The 19,105-nt window shown below is 63.3% G+C and carries 14 protein-coding genes and 1 pseudogene; 13 read left to right on the forward strand and 2 right to left on the reverse strand.

Translation table 11 applies throughout. From position 1 onward, the window contains the following. The first annotated feature begins 133 nt into the window (after positions 1-133). The 7 genes and pseudogenes from ACR9ZJ_RS10315 (at position 134) to ACR9ZJ_RS10345 (ending at position 6,670) form a co-directional block, all read left to right on the forward strand. The gene (locus tag ACR9ZJ_RS10315) at positions 134-676 is read left to right on the forward strand and encodes a carboxymuconolactone decarboxylase family protein (protein WP_481287703.1); all 543 of its coding nucleotides are present in this window, start codon (positions 134-136) and stop codon (positions 674-676) included. 162 nt (positions 677-838) lie between these two features. After that, complete coding sequence (locus ACR9ZJ_RS10320; protein ID WP_481282656.1) at positions 839-1,198, forward strand: DUF1428 domain-containing protein; 360 nt, start codon at positions 839-841, stop codon at positions 1,196-1,198. Between the two features lie 97 nt (positions 1,199-1,295). Beyond that, entirely contained in the window at positions 1,296-3,977 is a 2,682-nt protein-coding gene (locus ACR9ZJ_RS10325) for a M1 family metallopeptidase (RefSeq protein WP_481287704.1), read from the forward strand. Positions 3,978-4,349: 372 nt separating this feature from the next. Further along, positions 4,350-4,535: pseudogene (locus ACR9ZJ_RS10330) on the forward strand (RHS repeat-associated core domain-containing protein); the annotation flags it as partial. A gap of 54 nt (positions 4,536-4,589) precedes the next feature. Next, complete coding sequence (locus ACR9ZJ_RS10335; protein ID WP_481287720.1) at positions 4,590-5,057, forward strand: hypothetical protein; 468 nt, start codon at positions 4,590-4,592, stop codon at positions 5,055-5,057. Further along, positions 5,057-5,611 (forward strand): hypothetical protein, encoded by a 555-nt coding sequence (locus ACR9ZJ_RS10340; RefSeq protein WP_481287705.1) that lies wholly within the window; start codon positions 5,057-5,059, stop codon positions 5,609-5,611. Before ACR9ZJ_RS10335 ends, ACR9ZJ_RS10340 begins: the two co-directional genes overlap by 1 nt. Before the next feature lie 42 nt (positions 5,612-5,653). After that, positions 5,654-6,670 (forward strand): LacI family DNA-binding transcriptional regulator, encoded by a 1,017-nt coding sequence (locus ACR9ZJ_RS10345; RefSeq protein ID WP_481282660.1) that lies wholly within the window; start codon positions 5,654-5,656, stop codon positions 6,668-6,670. Between the two features lie 10 nt (positions 6,671-6,680). On the opposite strand, the gene ACR9ZJ_RS10350 is transcribed toward ACR9ZJ_RS10345, so the two are convergent. Next, entirely contained in the window at positions 6,681-7,799 is a 1,119-nt protein-coding gene (locus ACR9ZJ_RS10350; RefSeq protein WP_481282661.1) for a Gfo/Idh/MocA family protein, read from the reverse strand. Between the two features lie 139 nt (positions 7,800-7,938). Between ACR9ZJ_RS10350 and ACR9ZJ_RS10355 the strand changes: the two genes are divergently transcribed. Further along, the gene (locus tag ACR9ZJ_RS10355) at positions 7,939-8,841 is read left to right on the forward strand and encodes a phytanoyl-CoA dioxygenase family protein (protein ID WP_481287706.1); all 903 of its coding nucleotides are present in this window, start codon (positions 7,939-7,941) and stop codon (positions 8,839-8,841) included. Between the two features lie 102 nt (positions 8,842-8,943). On the opposite strand, the gene ACR9ZJ_RS10360 is transcribed toward ACR9ZJ_RS10355, so the two are convergent. Further along, positions 8,944-9,804, reverse strand: a complete 861-nt coding sequence (locus tag ACR9ZJ_RS10360; protein WP_481287707.1) for an alpha/beta hydrolase — start codon at positions 9,802-9,804, stop codon at positions 8,944-8,946. A gap of 38 nt (positions 9,805-9,842) precedes the next feature. Here ACR9ZJ_RS10360 and prmC point away from each other — a divergent pair, with 38 nt between their 5' ends. From prmC to ACR9ZJ_RS10385, 5 genes are all read left to right on the forward strand, one after another. Next, positions 9,843-10,688: a peptide chain release factor N(5)-glutamine methyltransferase gene (gene prmC / locus ACR9ZJ_RS10365; RefSeq protein WP_481287708.1), complete on the forward strand. Its 846-nt coding sequence runs from the start codon at positions 9,843-9,845 to the stop codon at positions 10,686-10,688. A gap of 388 nt (positions 10,689-11,076) precedes the next feature. Then, on the forward strand, positions 11,077-16,905 hold the full coding sequence (locus ACR9ZJ_RS10370) for a hypothetical protein (RefSeq protein WP_481287709.1): 5,829 nt from the start codon (positions 11,077-11,079) through the stop codon (positions 16,903-16,905). 147 nt (positions 16,906-17,052) lie between these two features. Next, entirely contained in the window at positions 17,053-17,475 is a 423-nt protein-coding gene (locus ACR9ZJ_RS10375; RefSeq protein WP_481287710.1) for a hypothetical protein, read from the forward strand. Beyond that, complete coding sequence (locus ACR9ZJ_RS10380; protein ID WP_481287711.1) at positions 17,468-18,442, forward strand: RHS repeat domain-containing protein; 975 nt, start codon at positions 17,468-17,470, stop codon at positions 18,440-18,442. The genes ACR9ZJ_RS10375 and ACR9ZJ_RS10380 overlap by 8 nt, the downstream gene beginning before the upstream one ends. A 25-nt stretch (positions 18,443-18,467) precedes the next feature. Continuing rightward, positions 18,468-19,064 (forward strand): hypothetical protein, encoded by a 597-nt coding sequence (locus ACR9ZJ_RS10385; RefSeq protein ID WP_481287712.1) that lies wholly within the window; start codon positions 18,468-18,470, stop codon positions 19,062-19,064. Positions 19,065-19,105: the final 41 nt, after the last annotated feature.

Consider the following 19,105-nt stretch of genomic DNA (forward strand, 5'->3'; position numbering starts at 1 on the left):
AGATGTGTATAAGAGACAGGATCTTCACCGCCTCTTTTTTCAGACACGCGTCCCCCGCGTGTTCCGCGTGAACCGGTGCCTTGGGCGCCGAGCCATTCCGCGCCCCTTTCCCTCATCAAGACAAGGTGCATCCATGAGCGTCGCCGATCTGCGCAGCAAGCTTCCCGAATACGCCAAGGACCTCAAGCTCAACCTCGACTCCGTGTTGAGCGAAGCGGGCGCCCCCGGCCTCAACCTGGCCCAGATCTCGATGGTCGCCCTGGGCTCGGCGTACGCCGCCCGTTACAAGCCGCTGACCGAGGCGATCGCCGCGTTCGCCGCCGAACATGCGTCGGCCGAACAGCTGGCCGCCGCCAAGGGCTCGGCCGCGATCATGGGCATGAACAACATCTACTACCGCTTCCAGCACCTGGTCAGCCACCCGGAATACGCCACGATCCCGGCGAAGCTCCGCATGAACGTGATCGGTGCCTACAAGGGCGACGCGAAGAACGACTTCGAACTCGTCTCGCTGGCCGTCTCCGCCGTCAATGGCTGCGGCATGTGCATCGACTCGCATGACAAGGTGCTGCGCGATGGCGGCATCAGCGTGCAGGCGATCCAGAGCGCCGTGCGCATCGCCTCGGTGATCCACGGCGTGGCCGCGGTGCTCGAGCAGGCCGAAGCCGCGGGCTGATTCTCGCCGTTCCACGAATCGTCCCAGCCAGGGATCGGGTTCACCCCCGGTCGGATCGGCCTGGTGGGAGCCGACCCTGTCGGCGAAAGGCCGCGTCTTAACGCGGCCTTTCTTCATTCTGGAGGACTCTCCCCGCACATCCACACGCGGGGAGGGGTTCCAATGAGCTACGTCGATGGTTTCGTGCTGCCGGTTCCGGTGGACCGGTTGGCCGAGTACAAGAAGATGGCCCGCAAGGCGGGCAAGATATGGATGGAGCATGGCGCGCTGGCCTATAGCGAGTGCGTCGCGGATGACGTGAAGCCGGGGAAATCCACGTCCTTCCCGCAATCGGTCAAGCTGAAGCCCGGGGAGACCGTGGTGTTCTCGTGGGTCGTCTACAACAACCGCCGGGATCGCGACCGCATCATGAAGAAAGTCATGGAAGATCCGAGGCTTGCGGAGTTCATGGACCCCAAGACCCTGCCCTTCGACGGCAAGCGGATGTTCTGGGGCGGGTTCAAGCCCATCGTCGAGTTCTGACGCGGCGCAGCGAAACAGGGGGTGCCTTCTGGCACTGTGTCAGAGGTCACCCTCTTCGCACGATGGATGGATCACCCACAGGGGAGTCCCACCCGCCATGCGTCGTTTCGTCCGCCCTCTCGTTCTCACCGCGCTCGCCGCCTGCTGTGGTGCCGCGTTCGCCGCCACCACGGACGCGCCGCCCCTCGGCCATCTGCCTACCTGGGCCCAGCCGGAATCCTACAAGCTCTCGTTCAAGGTCGACCCGAAGCAGGAGACCTACGCGGGTTCCTCGACGATCAAGATCAAGCTGAGCCAGCCGTCCGATTTCCTCTGGCTGCACGGCAAGGAGCTGAAGGTCTCGAAGGTCACCGTGACCGATGCCGCGGGCAAGAAGCACGCCGGCAAATACACCGTGGCCGCCGAGAAGGAAGGTGTCGTCCGCGTCGACCTCGGGGCCAAGCTGGAGGGTGAGATCACCCTCGCGATCGAATTCACCGCACCGCTGAACAAGCAGTTGCAGGGCCTGTACAAGGTCTCGCACGAGGGCGTTCCCTATGCGATGACGCAGATGGAGCCGGTGTCGGCGCGCTACGCGTTCCCGGGCTTCGACGAGCCGTCGTTCAAGGTGCCGTTCGACATCAGCCTGACCATCCCCGCCGACGACCAGGGCGTGGCCAATACCGCGCAGGTCAAGGAGGAGAAGGCGGGCGCAGGCTGGAAGACGCTGACCTTCTCGACCACCAAGCCGCTGCCGACCTACCTCGTCGCGTTCGCGGTAGGTCCGTGGGACGTGGTGAAGGGGCCGGATATCACGCCGACGGAATTCCGTTCCACCCCGACGCCGTTGCGCGGTATCGCCGCCAAGGGCGAAGGCCACCGCTTGCAGCACGTGCTGGGTGAAACCAACTCGATCATCCACACGCTCGAGGACTACTACGGTTTCGGCTATCCGTACGACAAGCTCGACCTGCTCGCGGCACCCGACTTCAGCGCGGGTGCGATGGAGAACGCCGGCCTGGTCACCTTCCGTGACTGGCTGCTGCTCATCGATCCCGACTCGGCCGCGCAGTACGTGCGTGGCTCGTTCAACGTCAACGCGCACGAGCTGGCCCACCAGTGGACCGGCGACACCGTGACCATGGCCTGGTGGGACGACCTCTGGCTCAACGAGGCCTTCGCCACCTGGATGCAGCAGAAGGTCACCACCAAGGTGCACCCGGAATACCGCGCCGATCTCGATCGCGTGCGCGGCGCGCAGGGCGCGATGAACAACGACAGCCTGGTCAGCGCGCGCAAGATCCGCCAGCCGATCACGGGCAACGGCGACATCGAGACCGCGTTCGACGGCATCACGTACCAGAAGGGCGCGGCGGTCCTCGGCATGTTCGAGGGGTATGTGACCGATCCGGTGTTCCAGAAGGGCATGCGTGCCTATATCCAGAAGCACAAGTTCGCCAACGCGACGGCCGACGACCTGATCGATTCGATCGCCGAGGCCGCCGGTCAGGGCGATGCCTTCAAGAAGGCCTTCCGCAGCTTCCTCGACCAGTCCGGCGTGCCCTACGTCAGCACCGAAGTGAAGACCGAGGGCGGCAAGACCGTGCTGCACCTGTCGCAGAGCCGCTACCTGCCGCTGGGCAGCACCGGCGACGCCAGCCGTGTCTGGGGCGTGCCGATGTGCGTGCGTTACGGCACCACCGGCGGCGCGAACAAGGTGAAGTGCGAACTGCTCGACAAGGCCACCGGCACCATGGTGCTGGACGATGCGGCGAAGAACACGTGGGTGCTGCCGAACGCCGACGGCCGTGGGTACTACCGCTTCGCGCAGAGCAAGGCCGATCTGGCCGCGCTGTCGAAGGTGGTGGGTACGCTCAGCGACGCGGAGCAGCTGGCTTATGCCGACGCCGTGCGCGCGGGCTTCCAGCACGGTGACCTGGATGCGGGCGACGTGCTGGCCGCGTTCAAGCCGCTGACGTCGTCGAAGACCCGCGAGGTGTTCACGGCGCCGCTCATGACCTTCAACTGGATACTCAACAACGAAGCCACCACGGATGCGCAGCGCACGGGCCTGCGCAAGTGGGCGACCGACGCGTACCTGCCGAAGCTCAAGGAACTGGGCTACAAGAAGAAGGCGGGCGAGCCGGATAACGACACCATCACCCGCACGGCACTCGCCGGCTTCCTGGCCGACGACGATATCGCCCAGCCGGAAGTTCGCGCTGAAATGCTGAAGCAGGGCGACGCCGCGCTGAAGGTGAAGGATGGCCGCCTCGACCTGGAAGCGGCCGATTCGGACCTGCTCGCCGATGCCCTGGGCGTGGCGGTGCAGGAGCGCGGCGCGCCCGCGGTCGACGCGCTCATCGCCGAGATCCCGAAGACCTCCGACCCGGCGAAGCGGAATGCGATGTTGTCGGCGCTGGCATCCACCAAGGATCCGGCACTGGCCAACAAGGTCCGTGACTTCGCGCTCGGCAAGGACGTGAAGGTGGGCGAGATGGCCATGGTGCTTCGTGGCGGCCGTGACTCCGAAGCGACGCGTGCCGACCTGTGGAAGTGGTTCGTGGCCAACTACGACAAGATCGTGGCGCGCACGGGCAGCTTCGCGGGTGGCCAGCTACCGGGTCTCGCCGGTGGCGGCGGTTGCTCGAAGGCCGAAGCCGATCGCCTGAGCGAGTTCTTCAAGCCGCGCCTGGGCCAGGTCAGCGGTGCCGAGCGCGGGCTGGCGCAGACCAGCGAGCAGATCCTGCTCTGCTCGGCGCAGAAGGCCAAGCAGGATCCGAAGGCGATCCTGCGCTGATCCAGCGCATGTTTGAGTGACGACGAGCCGGGCGAGCGATCGCCCGGCTTTTTTTGGTTGGCACTGATCGTTTCGGGGCGGTGCCAGTGATGGCTACTTGACGGCGAAGGTTTGAACTAGTGATCCTGCGTCAAGGGGCACTGAAGGGGGATGAGTATGAGGCGGAACGGTTCACCAAGAACGGTGGCATGGCTGCATATGATTGGCAGCTTGCTTTTGTTGTTCTTCTCGAACTCCGTATTAGCCGCGAAGTCCGTTACGTACTTTTATACGGACTCAAGTGGCAATGTACTCGCTACAACGGACGCCTCAGGGAATGTGATTGCTGCGAGCGACTATCATTCATTTGGGGCCATGGCGCTTGGGTAAGAATTGGGGGGCGCATCATTCGCAGGCCATTACCGTGACATTGAGGCCGGCCTTGTCTATATGCAGGCTCGCTATTACGACAGCGAAACCTCACGCTTTACGAGTCTGGATCCCGTAAAGCCCCGTCCTGGGGACATCTTCAATTTCAACCGACAGTCATATGCCAACAATAATCCATATAGGTATGTGGACCCGGACGGTAGGCAAGTTTTCGGTAGCGCCGAAGTCGCGAATGGAAAATACATGTCGCCGGAAGAATCTAGCTACTTTCTAGAGTCGACGCTGTGTGGATGTGATCCGGATTGGAGGCCGCCGCCTGGAAGTGGGGCTGTTCAAACCGTCGTCACACCGTTCGAGTTCGGGCTTGCCAAGGCCGCCATCCGGTCGGCCGACTTAGCTCTCAATGCCACCAGGGCGATAATTCCTACGGAAGAGGCACAGCTAACGCGGATACTGGTCGAGCGAGGGGCGACGCGTAACAGTCCAGGACAGATCCGTACTTCAGCTTCGCCTCTGACCGCACAAAAAAATCTAGCAGCGAACGGATTCGTTCGCACTACGAGCAAAGATGGAAGCGTGGTAATGCTGAGCAAGGACGGGACGAAATACACATTCTACGATAAGGCTTCATCCACCGGTGGAGCTTCTGCATCGGTGCAGGTTGATGGGCAGGTGGTGGTAAAGATTCGCTTCAATGAGAAGCTAGATTAATGAATATGTCGGACCTCAAGAGACGTCTTGCGCAATGTATCCGCTGGGGACGCAGCTTTCCGGAGGATGTCTTTTCACGCGAAGGTTGGTCGCACCATTATTTTTTTGAAACGTCCATCCTCGGACGAAATGATATCGCGCAAGAACTGGATAGACTTCTGGTGTCTCCGGCGTCACGCGAAATTGTTGTATCGGTAGGCCACGAAAGGGATGGTAGCTTTGATGAGCTCTATGCCGAAGTGACGACGTGGATTTCTCGCGGTGAGCATCCCTTTAGCGGTGCGGGCGCGAAGGGCTATCGTGCAAACATGCCAACCGGGACTTGGGATGGCCTGATAGTCGCTTCGTCCATGGATGGTCATTGGATTCTGTTCGAGGATCCTGCGGAGCCCATCGGCATGTTAGCTACGACAGATTCGCTAGCCACGTTGGTTCCTGACCCGGATCTGGTCTTCGACGTGAGGCGGTTCCTGGAATTGATAGATGCACCATCGTTTGGGTTGACAGAGACAGCAAAGCGGACCTTTCGGGCAACCTACGCGGACGAGACGTGATAGCGCACCGCCCGAGCGTCGGGTTGAGCTAACCTAGCTGACATGAGCCCTAGGTCTACCTCGTCAGATCTTCGACCGCGCGTCACCGCGCGCGATGTCGCGGAAGCCGCGGGTGTGTCGATCTCGGCGGTGTCGCGAACATTCACCGAGGGGGCGAGTGTCTCCGCGAAGACACGCGAACGCGTGCTCGAGGCCGCCGCCGCTCTTGGCTATCGCCCCAACCATCTTGCCCGCAGCCTCATGACCGGCCGCACCGAGCTCATCGGGCTGGTGTCCAATCATTTCGGGAACCCGGCGTTCATGGAGGTCTTCGACCTCTTCACGCGCGAACTGCAGGCCCGCGGCTTGCGCCCGCTTCTGGCCAACCTCGGCGAGGACGAAGACGGCACTTCCGCCCTCGACATGTTGCGCCAATACAACGTCGACGCCGTGATCATCGCCACCTCGGCGCCGCCAGCGGGATTCGCCGCGTCGTGCCGTGGGGCGGGCCTGCCCGCGATGCATGTGTTCGGCCGGGCGGGGCGCTCGTCGCCGGTGCCCGTGGCGACGGTGGACAACGTGGCCGGCGGACGGCAGGTCGCGGAGGCCATGCGCCGGCGCGGGCTGCGCCGGCTGGCTTTCCTGGGTGGCTCGGCGCACGACGCTTCCACCATCGACCGGAACAAGGGATTTGCGGAGGCGGCCGGGAAATTGCTACGCGAGACCATCCATGCCGGCAATTACACGCATGAACACGGCCGCTTGGCCATGCACACGTTGCTCGATCGCGATGACACGCTGGACGGCGTGTTTTGTGGCGACGACGTCCTGGCCCTGGGCGCGATGGATGCCTGCCGCGAGCGTGGCGTGGCGATCCCGGAGGACGTCAGCATCGTCGGTTTCGACGACATGCCGCTGGCGGCCTGGGCCTCCTATTCGCTGACGACGGTACGCCAGCCCATTCGCGAGATGGTGCTGTACGCCATTGAACGTATCGTGGCCTGGATGGACGACCCGGCCGCCGTACCGCGCAACAAGTTGTTTCCCTGCGAACTGGTGAAACGGGGAAGCCTCCGGTGAGCGACCGGCGTCACGGCGACACCCAGCGCCTTTCGCGATTCGACAGCAACGCCGCGGCGATCACCTTGTCCACCTCGTACCCGTCGCGGAATGTCGGCCACACCGATTCGCCGGTGGTCACCGCATGCAGAAAATCCCGCGCTTCGATCACGATCTGCTCGTTGTAGCCGGTGCCGTGGCCGACACCCTGGTTGAAGGCGAGATAATCCGGATGCGCCGGCCCCATCAACAGTTTCTGGAATCCTCTTCGCGCCGGTTCGCGCGAGGCGTCGTATAGCCACAGGGCGTTCTGGTCTTCCTGGTCGAAGGCGATGGCGCCGCGCGTGCCGGTGATCCGGTAGGTGTAACCCATCTTCCTGCCCGCGGCCATGCGGCTGAAGCTGATGCTTCCTGTGGCGCCGTTGGCGAACCGGAGCAGCATCTGGCCTTGGTCGTCGTTCTCCACGGCTTCGGGTCCGTGCGGTCCATCGCGACGTGGCTGCACGATGGTCATATCGGCCACCAGGCTTTCGATCGGGCCCACGAGGCGCAGGCACGCGTTGACGATGTGGGTGGCGACGTCGCCCAGCGCGCCGGCTTCGGATCCGGTCGCGATTCGGGTGCGCCAGGAAGCGGGAAGGGCAGGGTCGTGCAAATAGTCCTCGACATGCTCGGCCGTGACCTGGATCACCTCGCCGATCTCACCCGACGCGATGATCTGTCGCGCCAATTGGCTGGCGGGCGTGCGGATGTAATTGAAGCCCACCATGTTGGGCATGCGGGCACGTTCCACGGCCTCGGTCATGGCCAGCGATTCCCCGGCGTTCATGCCCAGCGGCTTTTCGCAGAACACCGGTTTCCGTGCCGCGACGCAGGCCATCACCATCGGATGGTGGGTACGTGGCGGTGTCGCGATGACCACGATATCCACTTGGGGATCGTCGACCAGGTCGCGCCAGTCCCCCGTGGAACGGGCCCATCCCCAGCGCCTGGCGACGTCGGCGGCGCCTTCCTCGGTCGAGGTGGCGATCATCTCGCATACAGGGCGGCGGCCCGGCTCGAACAGGGCGCCCACGCTCTGGTAAGCCACGGTGTGCGCTTTCCCCATATAGCCGGCGCCGATCAGGCCGACGCGTAGCTGGCTCTTCATGGGCAGGGATCCTGGCCGAGGTCCATCGACTCTACGTATGTTGCGGCGCAATTTGCAAGCGCTTGCAAAACGGCCTAGCGTAAAGGCATACCTCGTCACCGTCCCCTTGCCACGCCGCCTGAAACGGCAGGAGTCATGCATGACCGCCTCCGCGCAAATCCTCCCCCGTCCCTCGGCCCCCCTTCGGGTCTTCACTCCCGACAGCCTGGACACCGGCGCCATCGTCGACGAACTCCTCGACGGCCACGGCGCTGTCGTCCTGCGCGGCCTGTTCACGCCTGCGGAAATCGCCGAGGCGCGGGCGATCGTCATGCGCGAGTCGGATGCCGACGAAAACGGCGGCAAGGTGACCCATTTCCAGGGCGACGCCGAGCGGGCGGGGCGCATCAACCTGCAACGCCGCGTCTGGAACCTGCTGGCGAAAGGCGACATCTTTTCCCGCATGGCGGCGCATCCGGCGATCATGCAGGTCATGCGCGCCTTCATCGGCAGCGAGTTCATCATGGGTTCGATCGCGGCCAACCGCATCCTTCCCGGAGGCCCCGGCCAGGAGCCGCATATCGATTATCCCTACTGGGACTTCCACTCCCCGGCCACGCATCCGGTACGGATCAACGCGAGCTTCCCGCTCAATGCGCAGGCGACGATCATGCTCGATCCTTTCACGGAGGAAACCGGCGCGACCGCGTTCGTGCCGGGATCGCAGCGCGAGCTGCGCTATCCGGATGAGGGCGATCGTTTCTTCGACCGTTGCGAGCGCATGCTTGGCGAACCCGGCGACACCGTGATCTTCTTCGGCGCGGTCTGGCATTGCGCGATGCCGAACCGAAGCGGCATCGACCGCTCGGCGATCATCACGCAATACCTGCCGAAATTCGTGAAACCCATGGAGAACATGCCGGCGGCGCTGCCAGAGGCGTTCGTGAAGAACGCGAGCGCGGACATCCGCCAGCTGCTTGGGCTCGATTATCCCTATCCTGAAATTCTGGACGCGGCGCGCGGAGGCAATGCGGAAGGCCGCGACGTGATGAAGGCGCGCTAGGGACAGGTGGCCGCCCACCCTGGGGGCGACCCGGCGGCCGGGGGCCATATTACGCAAACCACCCACCCCCCACTGGGTCGGCTCCCAACCGGGTTCACTACATCAATGGAAAGCGGCACCTGCATGGCGATGGATGAATGCCATCGTGTCGCGTAGGACCGGTGCCTTGCCCTTCAGTGGCCCGAAGGCCAGCAGCAGTTGTTCATGCCCCACGTTCGGATAGAGCTTCAACTCCACGGGCTCGCCCTGCGATCGATACCTTCCCTCGAACGACACCGCTTCCGCCGGCGATACGATGGTGTCGTCCTCACCCTGTAGCAGCAGGGCCGGCGGTTCGTCCCCGTCGACGAAGTTGATCGGCTGCGACCGTGCTTGCTCCTCCGGGCCATGACCGAAGATGTCGTAAAACTCGGGCTCGTCGAAGGGGATGAAGTCATAGGTGCCGGCGACGCCGATGAAGCCGGCGAGGTCGCGCGGCTTCATGCCCACCGCCGCGAGCCACTGCTTGTCGGTGGCCAGCATGGCGGCGATCTGTCCCCCGGACGAGTGCCCCATGACGAACAGGTGTGCCGCATCGCCACCGAAACCGGCCGCGTGATCGCGCGCCCATCGCACGGCTCCGGCAGCGTCACGGAGGAAACCTTCCATGCGTGCCTTCGGCCACGGGCGCACGTCGGCGACGATCGCGACGACGCCCTGGGCCGCGAGGGCCTCGCCCATCCAGCGAAACCATTGGCGCTTGCCGGTCATCCAGCTGCCGCCGTAGAAGTAGACGACCACCGGTGCGTGCGATGCATCGGCGGGGCTGTACACGTCCAGTGCGAGGGCGTTTGCCGGGTCGAACACGATATCGCGATGCGACGCGATGCCCGTCGACGGTTGCCGCGCGTTGACGGCGCCGAAGAACGTGGCGTGGCATCCGGCAAGGAGCAGGGCCGCGAAGAGCAGGGGAAGCAAGCGCATGGCGGCATTGTAGGCGGGCGGACCGCTAGAATCGTGGCATGACCGATATCCGCACGATCCTGCGCCAGGCCTCCGATATCCTGGGCGACCGTCTCGAAGCCGAACTGTTGCTGGCGCACGCGCTGGGCGTGGGTCGCGCATGGTTTTTCGCGCACGCGGAGGATGCCCCCGATGCCGATGGCATACGGCGTTTCGATGCCCTCGTGCGGCGGCGGGCTGCGGGCGAACCCATCGCCTACATCACCGGGACGCGTGACTTCTGGTCGCTTACGCTCGAAGTCACGCCCGCGACGCTGATCCCCCGCCCGGAAACGGAACGGCTGGTGGAACTGGCGCTCGAACGGTTGCCGGCGGGTGGCAGCGTGGTCGATCTCGGCACGGGCAGTGGCGCCATCGCGCTGGCCATCGCCAAGGAGCGGCCGGATGCCGCCGTGGTCGCGGTGGACGTCAGCCCCGCCGCGCTGGACGTGGCGCGGCGTAACGCGCGACGGCTCGGGCTGGAGCGCGTGGAGTTCGTGCAGGGCGACTGGTTCGCGCCGCTGGAAGGCCGGCGTTTCGACCTCGTCGTCAGCAACCCACCCTATATCGAGGCGGACGATCGTCATCTGGGCGAAGGTGATCTGCGGTTCGAACCGGCGTCGGCACTGGCTTCCGGCGCGGATGGCCTGGACGACATCCGGCGCATCGCGTCCGGCGCGTGCGCACACCTCTTGCCTGGTGGGGCCATCCTGGTTGAGCACGGCTGGAACCAGGGCGATGCGGTCAGACGGATTTTGAGGAAGGTGGGCTTCGTCGACGACTTCACGACGAAGGATCTGGAGAACCGTGATCGCGTCTCCGGTGCCGTTCTCAGGTTTCACGACGTCGCTCATCCAGCGGCATAAGCCGCGTGTCCAACCTCGTGTCCCCCTGCCGCGGGTTATGCTGCGGCAGGGGGACCAACCATGGTGCGTTCGTTCGCAATTTCCTATTGACGATTGCGCAAGAAGTTGCGTAACGTTTCCAAGCCCATCGACCCGGGGGTCGATGTCTCAGGGGAAACGGAATGTTCGATAGCATCTTGCCGCGCCGGATGGCGCCTTTTCATGTCGTCGTCGCTCGATACCCAGCTCCATTCGGAAGCCGGTAACTCACTGAACCAACGAAGTTGAGGCGTGTGCCGGGAGCAATTCCGTCAGCGTGTATCCCGACGTTCGCCTTCTGAAATCCTGTCGTTGCGTTGGTCATTGACTGGCCGGCGCCTCCGCTTGCGCGCGCTGGGGAACATGGAACATGTCGAAGTCGATGGCCTACTGGTCGGGGTGGCTTGCACTTGTTGCGGCCGTGTATGCGGCTGATGCATCAGCGCAGGCAAGCAACACCACGCCCGAAGAGGAATACCGGAAGCTGATCCGGGTCAACGAGGATATCCAGCCCCTGGGCGAAACACCGTTCGGCGAAAACGTCAGTTTGTATGACGGACGCCTGAGCTTCTCCAGTACCGATATTTCGCTCAGCGGTACGGGCCCTTCGATCCAGATCAATCGCACCTTCCAGATCGAAAACTATGGCGATCTCGACCGCCTCAAGGACAATGCGTTCGGCGACTGGGACATGGAGGTGCCACGCATCACCACCATCGCCGCGACCCAGCAGAATGTGCAGGGTTGGATGGTACTCGGACAATATCCGAAACAGATTTGCACCCATTTCGGTCCGCCTCCCGGGGTCAACGGGGTGCCCGGCGACGCCTATCGCCACTCATGGCAGCCTCAAGACTGGTGGCATGGCTACCAGCTGGTCGTTCCCGGCGCCGGTTCGCAGGACCTATTGGCTCGGAGTAGCTATTACACGGTGACCCCGCAAGTCGGGAGCAGCGTGTTTCCGGCGATCACCAAACAGAACTGGCAGGTGGGTTGCCTTGCCCAGGCCGTGAACGACAGCACCCGCGAAGCCTTCCTGGTGGTGTCTCCCGATGGTACGCAGTACCGCTTCGATTACCTCGCCACGCGATGGGCCGCCATCTTGTCGCGCCCCATCGATACCTTCAGCACGTCGCTTCGCGCGTCGGGTTCCGATGCCGTGTTCAGTCCCATGGCGGCCGCTGAACAGGACGACCTCTACAGGCAGGAAGCCTCGATGCTGGTGACTCGCGTGACCGATCGTTTCGGTAACTGGGTCAACTACAGTTACGACGCCGGAAAACTGACCGCCATCGATGCAAGCGACGGAAGAAAAGTGAATTTCGCGTACGACGCGAATACGCGGCGTGTGCATACGATCACCGTGCAAGCCGGATCGGCCAGTCCGCGAACCTGGACGTATAACTATACGATCGGCGATTTCGGCATTCCGACCCTTACGTCGATTACTCAACCGGATGGTTCGTCATGGCAGTTCAACATGGCGGCTATATCGGCACACTCCGGCCCCAATTTCGTCAACAGCAATTCGAGTTCATGCAGCGTCCTGAGTCCGCCGACGAACGTGCAGGAGTTTACGGGGACGATCACCCATCCTTCGGGTTTGACGGGTACGTTCGTGGTCAAGCCCACGCGCCGTGGCCGCTCGTACGTCACCAAGAATTGCTTCGGTGGCATGGTCGGCGATCCCGACAGTGGCTCGGCATTGATGCCCAACGCGTGGTACGTCACTTCGATCGTCTCCAAGACATTTACAGGCGCCGGCATGCCTGCCAGGCGCTGGGACTTCCAACTCTCCCCGAGCAACGAAAGTTGGGAGCAAGACTGTTCATCGGGTTGCCAGTCCACCGTGTGGACCGACACGATAGCGCCTGACGGGAACACGACACGCTCGGTTTTCAGCAATCGCGCTGACAAGACAGAAAGCCGGCTACTCAGCACGACCTTGTATGCGGGTGCGGCGGGAGGCACGTCCGTTCTTACGGAATGGGATGAATATGCCGAGCCGACACAGGGTCCGTTCCCTCCCTTCGTCGGCGAGGAATTGCAGAAGCGCGTCAATACCGATCAAACGGAACGTTGGATGCCGGTGCGCAAGCATGTGCGCGTGCAGGACGGCAATACCTTCACTTCGGAGGTGGCTGAATTCGACGTTTTCGCGCAAGCGGTTCGTACCCGGCGTTCGAACGATGTGCCAGGGCAGGTGCTCGTAGACGAACGAACGGATTTCTTGAACGATACCGCGCGTTGGGTACTCGGTCTCCCGTTGAGAACCTACAACTACACGGCTAACAACCAAGCGGGTGAGGAAGTCAGCCGCAACGTCTACGACCCAGCGAGCCTGACGTTGTCCGAGCGCTACCGGTTCGGCCGCAAGGTGATGGGCTACACCTTCAACGCGCAGGGCCAGCTGGCCAGTTTCACCGACGGCAACGGCAAGACCACCACGCTGGGCAACTACAAGCGCGGCATCCCGCAGGTGATCGGCTACCCGGACGCCACCTCGCAAACGCTCAGCGTGGACGACTTCGGGCAGATCGCCGCGATCACCAACCAGGCCGGCGCGACCACGAGTTACGGCTACGACGCGATCGGCCGCCTGGCCCGGATCGACTACCCGGCCGGCGACGCGGTGGCCTGGGCGCCGAAGACCTTCCAGTACAGCTACGTGGGCCCCGCGCGCGGGGTCAACGGCAACCACTGGGTGCGGATCGTCTACCAGGGCGACCGGTTCCAGCGCACCGACTTCGACGCGATGCTGCGTCCGGTGATGTCCGGCTCGGCACGGGCCAGCGACCAGGCCTTCTACGTGTCCTCGCGCACCGACTACGACTGGAAGGGGCGCAAGGTGTTCGCGTCCTACCCGGTCGACGGCGCGGTGGACCTGCCCAACATCGTCGCCGGCGTGGCGACCGGCTACGACGCGCTGGGCCGGCCGACGAGCTCCACGCAGAGTTCCGAGCTGGGCAACCTGACCACCACCACGCAGTACCTGTCCGGCGCGGCCAAGCGCGTGACCGATCCGAAGGGCAACGTCACCACCACCTGGTACCAGGTCTTCGACCAGCCCGCCTACGACAACGTGGTCAGCGTGCAGGCGCCGGAGAACGTGGTGCAGACCATCGCCCGCGATGTCTATGGCAACCCGCTGTCGATCACCCAGGGCGGCGCCGGCCAGTCGGTCACCAAGACCATGACCTACGACAGCGAGCATCGCCTGTGCCGCACGTGGGAGCCGGAGTCCGGCAGCGAGATCCTGGCTTACGACGGGGCCGACAACCTGGCCTGGAGTGTGTCCGGCGCGTCGTTCAACGGTGCCGGCTGCGGCCAGGACCAGGTCGCCGAGACGGCCCGGACGGTGCGCGCCTACGATGCGATGAACCGGGTCACCTCGGTGGTCTATCCCACCGGCACCGCGCCCAGCACCTTCACCTACGACGCCCTGGGCAACCCGGCCACGGCCACCTCGGGCACGGTGGGCTGGACCTTCGGCCGCAACAAGCTGGGCCTGCTCACCGCCGAGGTGCTGGCGGTGGATGGCTGGCGCTGGGCGCTGGGCTACGGCTACGACCCCAACGGGGCGTTGAGCACCGTGCTGTACCCGGACGGCGAGGTGATGGCCTACAACCCCGACGCGCTGGGCCGGCCGACCACGGTGGGCGGCTACGCCAACGGCATCGCCTACTTCGCCGACGGCGACGTGCGCTCGTACACGCTGGGCAACGGCCGCAGCTACCTGGCGCAGAAGAACGCGCGCAACCTGCTGAGCAACTTCACCTACGGCCAGGGCGCCACGCTGAATGTCAGCGAGGATTTCACCTACGACGGCAACGGCAACGTCAGCCAGATCCTCGACCGGGCCAACGGCCAGCGGACCAAGGGGATGGGCTACGACGGCCTGAACCGCCTGCTCTCGGCCACGGCGAGCAACCTGTGGGGCACGGAGAGCTACACCTACGACACCTTGAACAACATCCGCAGCCTGAGCAACGGCAGCGGCACGAACACTTACGCCTACGACGGTAGCAACCGGCTGACCGCGATCGTCAATGGCGCGACCACGGTGCATGCCTTCGTCTACGACGCGCGCGGCAACACGGTGAACAAGGACGGGCAGGGGCTCACCTTCGACCTGGCCAACCGCTTGACGGCGATCCCGGGCAAGGGCGAGTACACCTACGACGCGGCCGGCCGCCGGGTGAAGAGGGTCACCCCGGCGGGCACCACCTACTACGCGTACAACAGCGCCGGGCAGCTGATGTGGGAGCTGGATCCGGCCACGCGGCTGGGCAGCGCGTACGTCTACCTGGGCAAGAAGCTGGTCGCCAAGGCGACCGAGAACATCGACATCCTCAAACCCGCCCAGGTCAGGACGGCGCTGGCGATCGTCGGCGTGCCGCGCCTCTCGCTCGACGGCACGACCATCGACGTGACCCTGGACATCGCCAACAACGGCACGCGGCCGCTCACGGCCAACAGCCAGTACCCGGTGCAGATGGGGTATCACCTGCTGGACAGCGCCGGCGCCGCGACCCAGCCGGAAGCGGGGGTGAACCTGGCGGCGGACATCCCGGTCGGCGGCCACGGCACGATCACCCTGCATGTCGCCGCGCCCGCGGTGCTGGGCACCGGCAAGCGCATCCGCTTCAGCCTGCTGCAGGCCGGCGTGGGCTGGTTCCAGGACTGGCCGAACAACACCACCGTGGACGCCGGCCCGTACTCGGCCTGCCCCACGGCCGGCACCGGCAACCTCTGCAACAACGTCACCGGCTTGAGCCGCGAGCAGGTCAACGTGACCCTGACGATCACCGCCGCGCCCTCGCTGTCGGCGGACGGGCAGAGCGTGCTGACCACGGTGGACATCGCCAACAACGGCACGGTGACCTTGGCCTCGGCCGCGCCGCATCCGGTGAACCTGGGCAATCATCTGATCGACGCGGCGGGCAACGCCGTGCAGTTCGACGTCACCCGCCAGGGCATCCCGGAGATCGCCCCGGGCCAGCACGCGGCGGTGACGATCGCGACGCCGTCCGCGCTCCTGCTGGGCAATAGGCGCCGGGTGCAGTTCGAGCCGGTGCAGGAGGGTATCGCCTGGTTCCAGAGCTTCGGCTTCACGCCGTTGGTGGCCGGACCGTATGTCACGCTGAGCGGTGCGGGCAGCAGCGCCAACGGCAGCGTCGCGATGAGCTGGCAGCCGATCGCCGGCGCGACGTCCTACACGCTGCGGGAAAGCGTCAACGGCGGTGCGTGGACGACGGTCTCGGCCTCGACGGCGACGAGCTGGTCGAGCACGGGTCGCGCCACGGGGACGTATGGCTATCAGGTGCAGGCGTGCGCCTCGGGCGGCTGCGCGCCGTTCGGGCCGACCTGGACCGTCAGCGTGCTCCTGCCACCGCCGGTGCCGGGCAGCGCCAGCGCCTCGGCCCCGGTCGCCGGACCGGTGACGTTGAGCTGGGCGGCGAGCGCGACGGCGACGCGTTACGTGGTCATCCAGCAGGTCAACGGCGGGGCCTGGACCACGGTGTACGACGGCGCGGCCACCAGCGCGGCGTTCGGCACGCCGGCCAGCGGCACGTACCAGTACCAGGTGCAGGCCTGCAACAGCAGCGGATGCAGCGGCTATCGGTTGAGCAATGCGGTGGGCATTACCTTGCCACCAACAGCCGCACCGGGAATAGCGGGGGGCGGCACCAGTATCAACGGTGCCTACACGATTAGCTGGGGTGGTGTAGCCAGCGCCACGTCGTACAACGTGTTCGAGAACGTCAACGGAGGGGGCTGGGCGCTGATCGGCAATACGGGAGGCGGCGCCTGGAGCCTGAGTGGCAAGCAGAATGGCACCTATTACTACGCCGTGCAGGCGTGCAACGCAGGGGGATGCGGCCCCTGGAGCGGTCAGGCCGTCGTCACCGTGGCACTACCTCCCACCACGCCATCCGGCGTATCCGGCGGGCGGACAGGGCCTGGCTACAAACGTCAGTACGAGATCCATTGGAACGCGGTCGCCACCACCACGAACTATCAGATCGAACGGAACATTCCGGGAATTGGAACCGACTACCAAGACGCGGGTACGACACCTTCGTCGATTTTCATCGAGGAAACGGGCGAGGTGATAGGCCAGATCAGCATGCGAGTCAGGGCATGTAACGCCAGTGGATGCTCACCGTGGAGTGGCTATGTCTATGCGTCTTTCTGACTATGCGGTGGGCATCACGGTGCCGCCGGCGTCGGCGCCGGCTATCAATGGCGGTGGCACCAGCAACAACGGCAGCTACGCGATCGGCTGGAATGGCGTGGCGGGAGCGACTTCGTACAACGTGTTCGAGAACGCGAACGGCGCCGGATGGGTCAGCTCGGCAATACGCAGGCCGGCATCTGGAACCTCAGTGGCAAGGCGAACGGCACGTACGTCTATGCGGTGCAGGCGTGCAACGCGGGCGGATGTGGGCCGTGGAGCAATCAGGTCACCGTGACGGTCGCGCTCGTGCCACCGAGTCCTATGAATGTCCTTCTCCATGACCACATCGTCAACGTGAAGCGCGAGACTTTGACCCTTACATGGAACGCTACGCCCCTGGCCACGTCGTTCGACATCTTCGACGTGACGGTGCAGCAGATAAAGGCTCAAGGGTTGCCGTCAACAACATTGTCATTTTTGATGGAAGGTGGGACGCCCGGCACATTGCCGTATCACAGCTATCAGGTACGAGTTTGCAATGCGGTGGGTTGTTCTGCTTGGGTCACTGGAGGTGATGTTTATGACTAATGTACCCAAGGCATACGCCTATATGTGGCTGCCGGCTTGGGCGCGGAGTTTGTTCGCCGTAGCTTGTGTTTTGATGTCTCACAGTGCCATATCAGCTAAGGCAATAACCTACTACTACACCGATCCTCAAGGTACTGTACTCGCTGCTTCCGACTCCGATGGCAGTCCTGTCTCCGAATCCGATTACCGTCCATTCGGCTCTGTTGTGCTTGGTCAATCCTCATCGGGTCCTGGGTATGCAGGGCATGTCGATGATGTGGAAACTGCGCTTGTTTATATGCAGGGTCGGTATATGGATCCGGGAGTTGGCCGTTTTATAAGTACGGATCCAAAGGCACCCATTGCTGGTAATCTTGATAACTTTTCCAGATACACATATGCCAACGATAATCCATATCTATTCGTTGATCCCGATGGTCGATCGCCGAGACTTCTTGGTGACCTCAAGTTGATCAGGAAAAACATCGTCGATGCTGGCAATAGAGTCATGGTTGCTATCACTGGCTTAATAAAAGATCGTGCAGACAAGACCGAGATAAGCGCTTCGGCCAACCTGGGTGCGCGAGGTGCAGGCATTTCTGCAAATAAGAGTTTGTACAATGGAGGCGACTCAGTCAGCGTCGAGAGCGCTGGATGGAAGTTCGCATACGAGGCTTCGCTCAACGTCAAGACAGAGGTCGTGTCGATTGATTTTTCGCCAGACACAGCACCTTCCCGGTTTAGCTACATTGGTCATATGGCAGGGTATGAAGTTATCGGGGGTGGTGTAGAAGTAATGTATAACCAAGGCGGGAAGCTGAGCGTTTCAGTGATTGCTGGCGCCGGTGCGGGCGAGTCTGTCTGGGGTGGTGAGGTATCCATGGATCTTGAGCAGCAGAAGATGGAAGAAGCGCAAGCCGAATACATGAAGGATCAGGAGATCCGAGAACTCATGGGAATCCAGCCCGAGAACAACCGACTCTTCTGACGTGTTGAGACCTTGAGGGGGGGCAATGTTCAAACTCTATTTCTTGGCGATCGTAGCCCTGGGAATACTCACACGTATCGTCTCCATGGCATTCACGGCGGGGATGGAGAAGGCCGTACCAGAAATGGGGCCTCGCGGTGTTCGAGGGGCGGCGCACGAGCGCTACACCAATCGCGCACTTCTCGGTTTTCATAGTGTTCCCACGCCGGGCCTGCGTGTCTTGCGAGGTCTGCTCCGAGTTTTAACGGTCCTTATGTTCTTCGGATACTGCGGCGCGGTTTACATCGCCTTCGCCGATGGATCGGTGCCGGGGCAGTGCGACATCTGCCAGCTCGATCCGCATGGGAAGTCTATCCGGTTCTGGGCCGCGTACTCACTTGCGATAAGTTTGATCTTGACGATGCATCTGGCGAGTATGATGGTGCTTAGTAGCGACCCTCGCATGATCGAATCCACCGAATGGATTGATTATCGGCGCATAAAAATGGCCATTCGCATGATTTTTCAGGACCGTCCGGCGCCGAGGGGTGGTTTTGGGAGAGCGCTTCAGACTACATGTCGTTGCATTGTTGTCTTCGCCATTTTCGATGTGTTCCTCTTGATCGGGCTTTCGTGGAGCTAACAGTGCGCTCAAACAACTTCTCCAGAGACGATCGATCCCGA

Source organism: Luteibacter sp. KNZ12-1A (genome assembly GCF_056755675.1).

What these genes read in the sequence shown, in the direction of transcription:
- ACR9ZJ_RS10315 (WP_481287703.1), top strand. Translation starts at nt 134, where the DNA reads ATGAGCGTCGCCGATCTGCGCAGCAAGCTTCCCGAATACGCCAAGGAC.
- ACR9ZJ_RS10320 (WP_481282656.1), top strand. Translation starts at nt 839, where the DNA reads ATGAGCTACGTCGATGGTTTCGTGCTGCCGGTTCCGGTGGACCGGTTG.
- ACR9ZJ_RS10325 (WP_481287704.1), top strand. Translation starts at nt 1,296, where the DNA reads ATGCGTCGTTTCGTCCGCCCTCTCGTTCTCACCGCGCTCGCCGCCTGC.
- ACR9ZJ_RS10335 (WP_481287720.1), top strand. Translation starts at nt 4,590, where the DNA reads ATGTCGCCGGAAGAATCTAGCTACTTTCTAGAGTCGACGCTGTGTGGA.
- ACR9ZJ_RS10340 (WP_481287705.1), top strand. Translation starts at nt 5,057, where the DNA reads ATGAATATGTCGGACCTCAAGAGACGTCTTGCGCAATGTATCCGCTGG.
- ACR9ZJ_RS10345 (WP_481282660.1), top strand. Translation starts at nt 5,654, where the DNA reads ATGAGCCCTAGGTCTACCTCGTCAGATCTTCGACCGCGCGTCACCGCG.
- ACR9ZJ_RS10350 (WP_481282661.1), bottom strand. Translation starts at nt 7,799, where the DNA reads ATGAAGAGCCAGCTACGCGTCGGCCTGATCGGCGCCGGCTATATGGGG.
- ACR9ZJ_RS10355 (WP_481287706.1), top strand. Translation starts at nt 7,939, where the DNA reads ATGACCGCCTCCGCGCAAATCCTCCCCCGTCCCTCGGCCCCCCTTCGG.
- ACR9ZJ_RS10360 (WP_481287707.1), bottom strand. Translation starts at nt 9,804, where the DNA reads ATGCGCTTGCTTCCCCTGCTCTTCGCGGCCCTGCTCCTTGCCGGATGC.
- prmC (WP_481287708.1), top strand. Translation starts at nt 9,843, where the DNA reads ATGACCGATATCCGCACGATCCTGCGCCAGGCCTCCGATATCCTGGGC.
- ACR9ZJ_RS10370 (WP_481287709.1), top strand. Translation starts at nt 11,077, where the DNA reads ATGTCGAAGTCGATGGCCTACTGGTCGGGGTGGCTTGCACTTGTTGCG.
- ACR9ZJ_RS10375 (WP_481287710.1), top strand. Translation starts at nt 17,053, where the DNA reads ATGGGTCAGCTCGGCAATACGCAGGCCGGCATCTGGAACCTCAGTGGC.
- ACR9ZJ_RS10380 (WP_481287711.1), top strand. Translation starts at nt 17,468, where the DNA reads ATGACTAATGTACCCAAGGCATACGCCTATATGTGGCTGCCGGCTTGG.
- ACR9ZJ_RS10385 (WP_481287712.1), top strand. Translation starts at nt 18,468, where the DNA reads ATGTTCAAACTCTATTTCTTGGCGATCGTAGCCCTGGGAATACTCACA.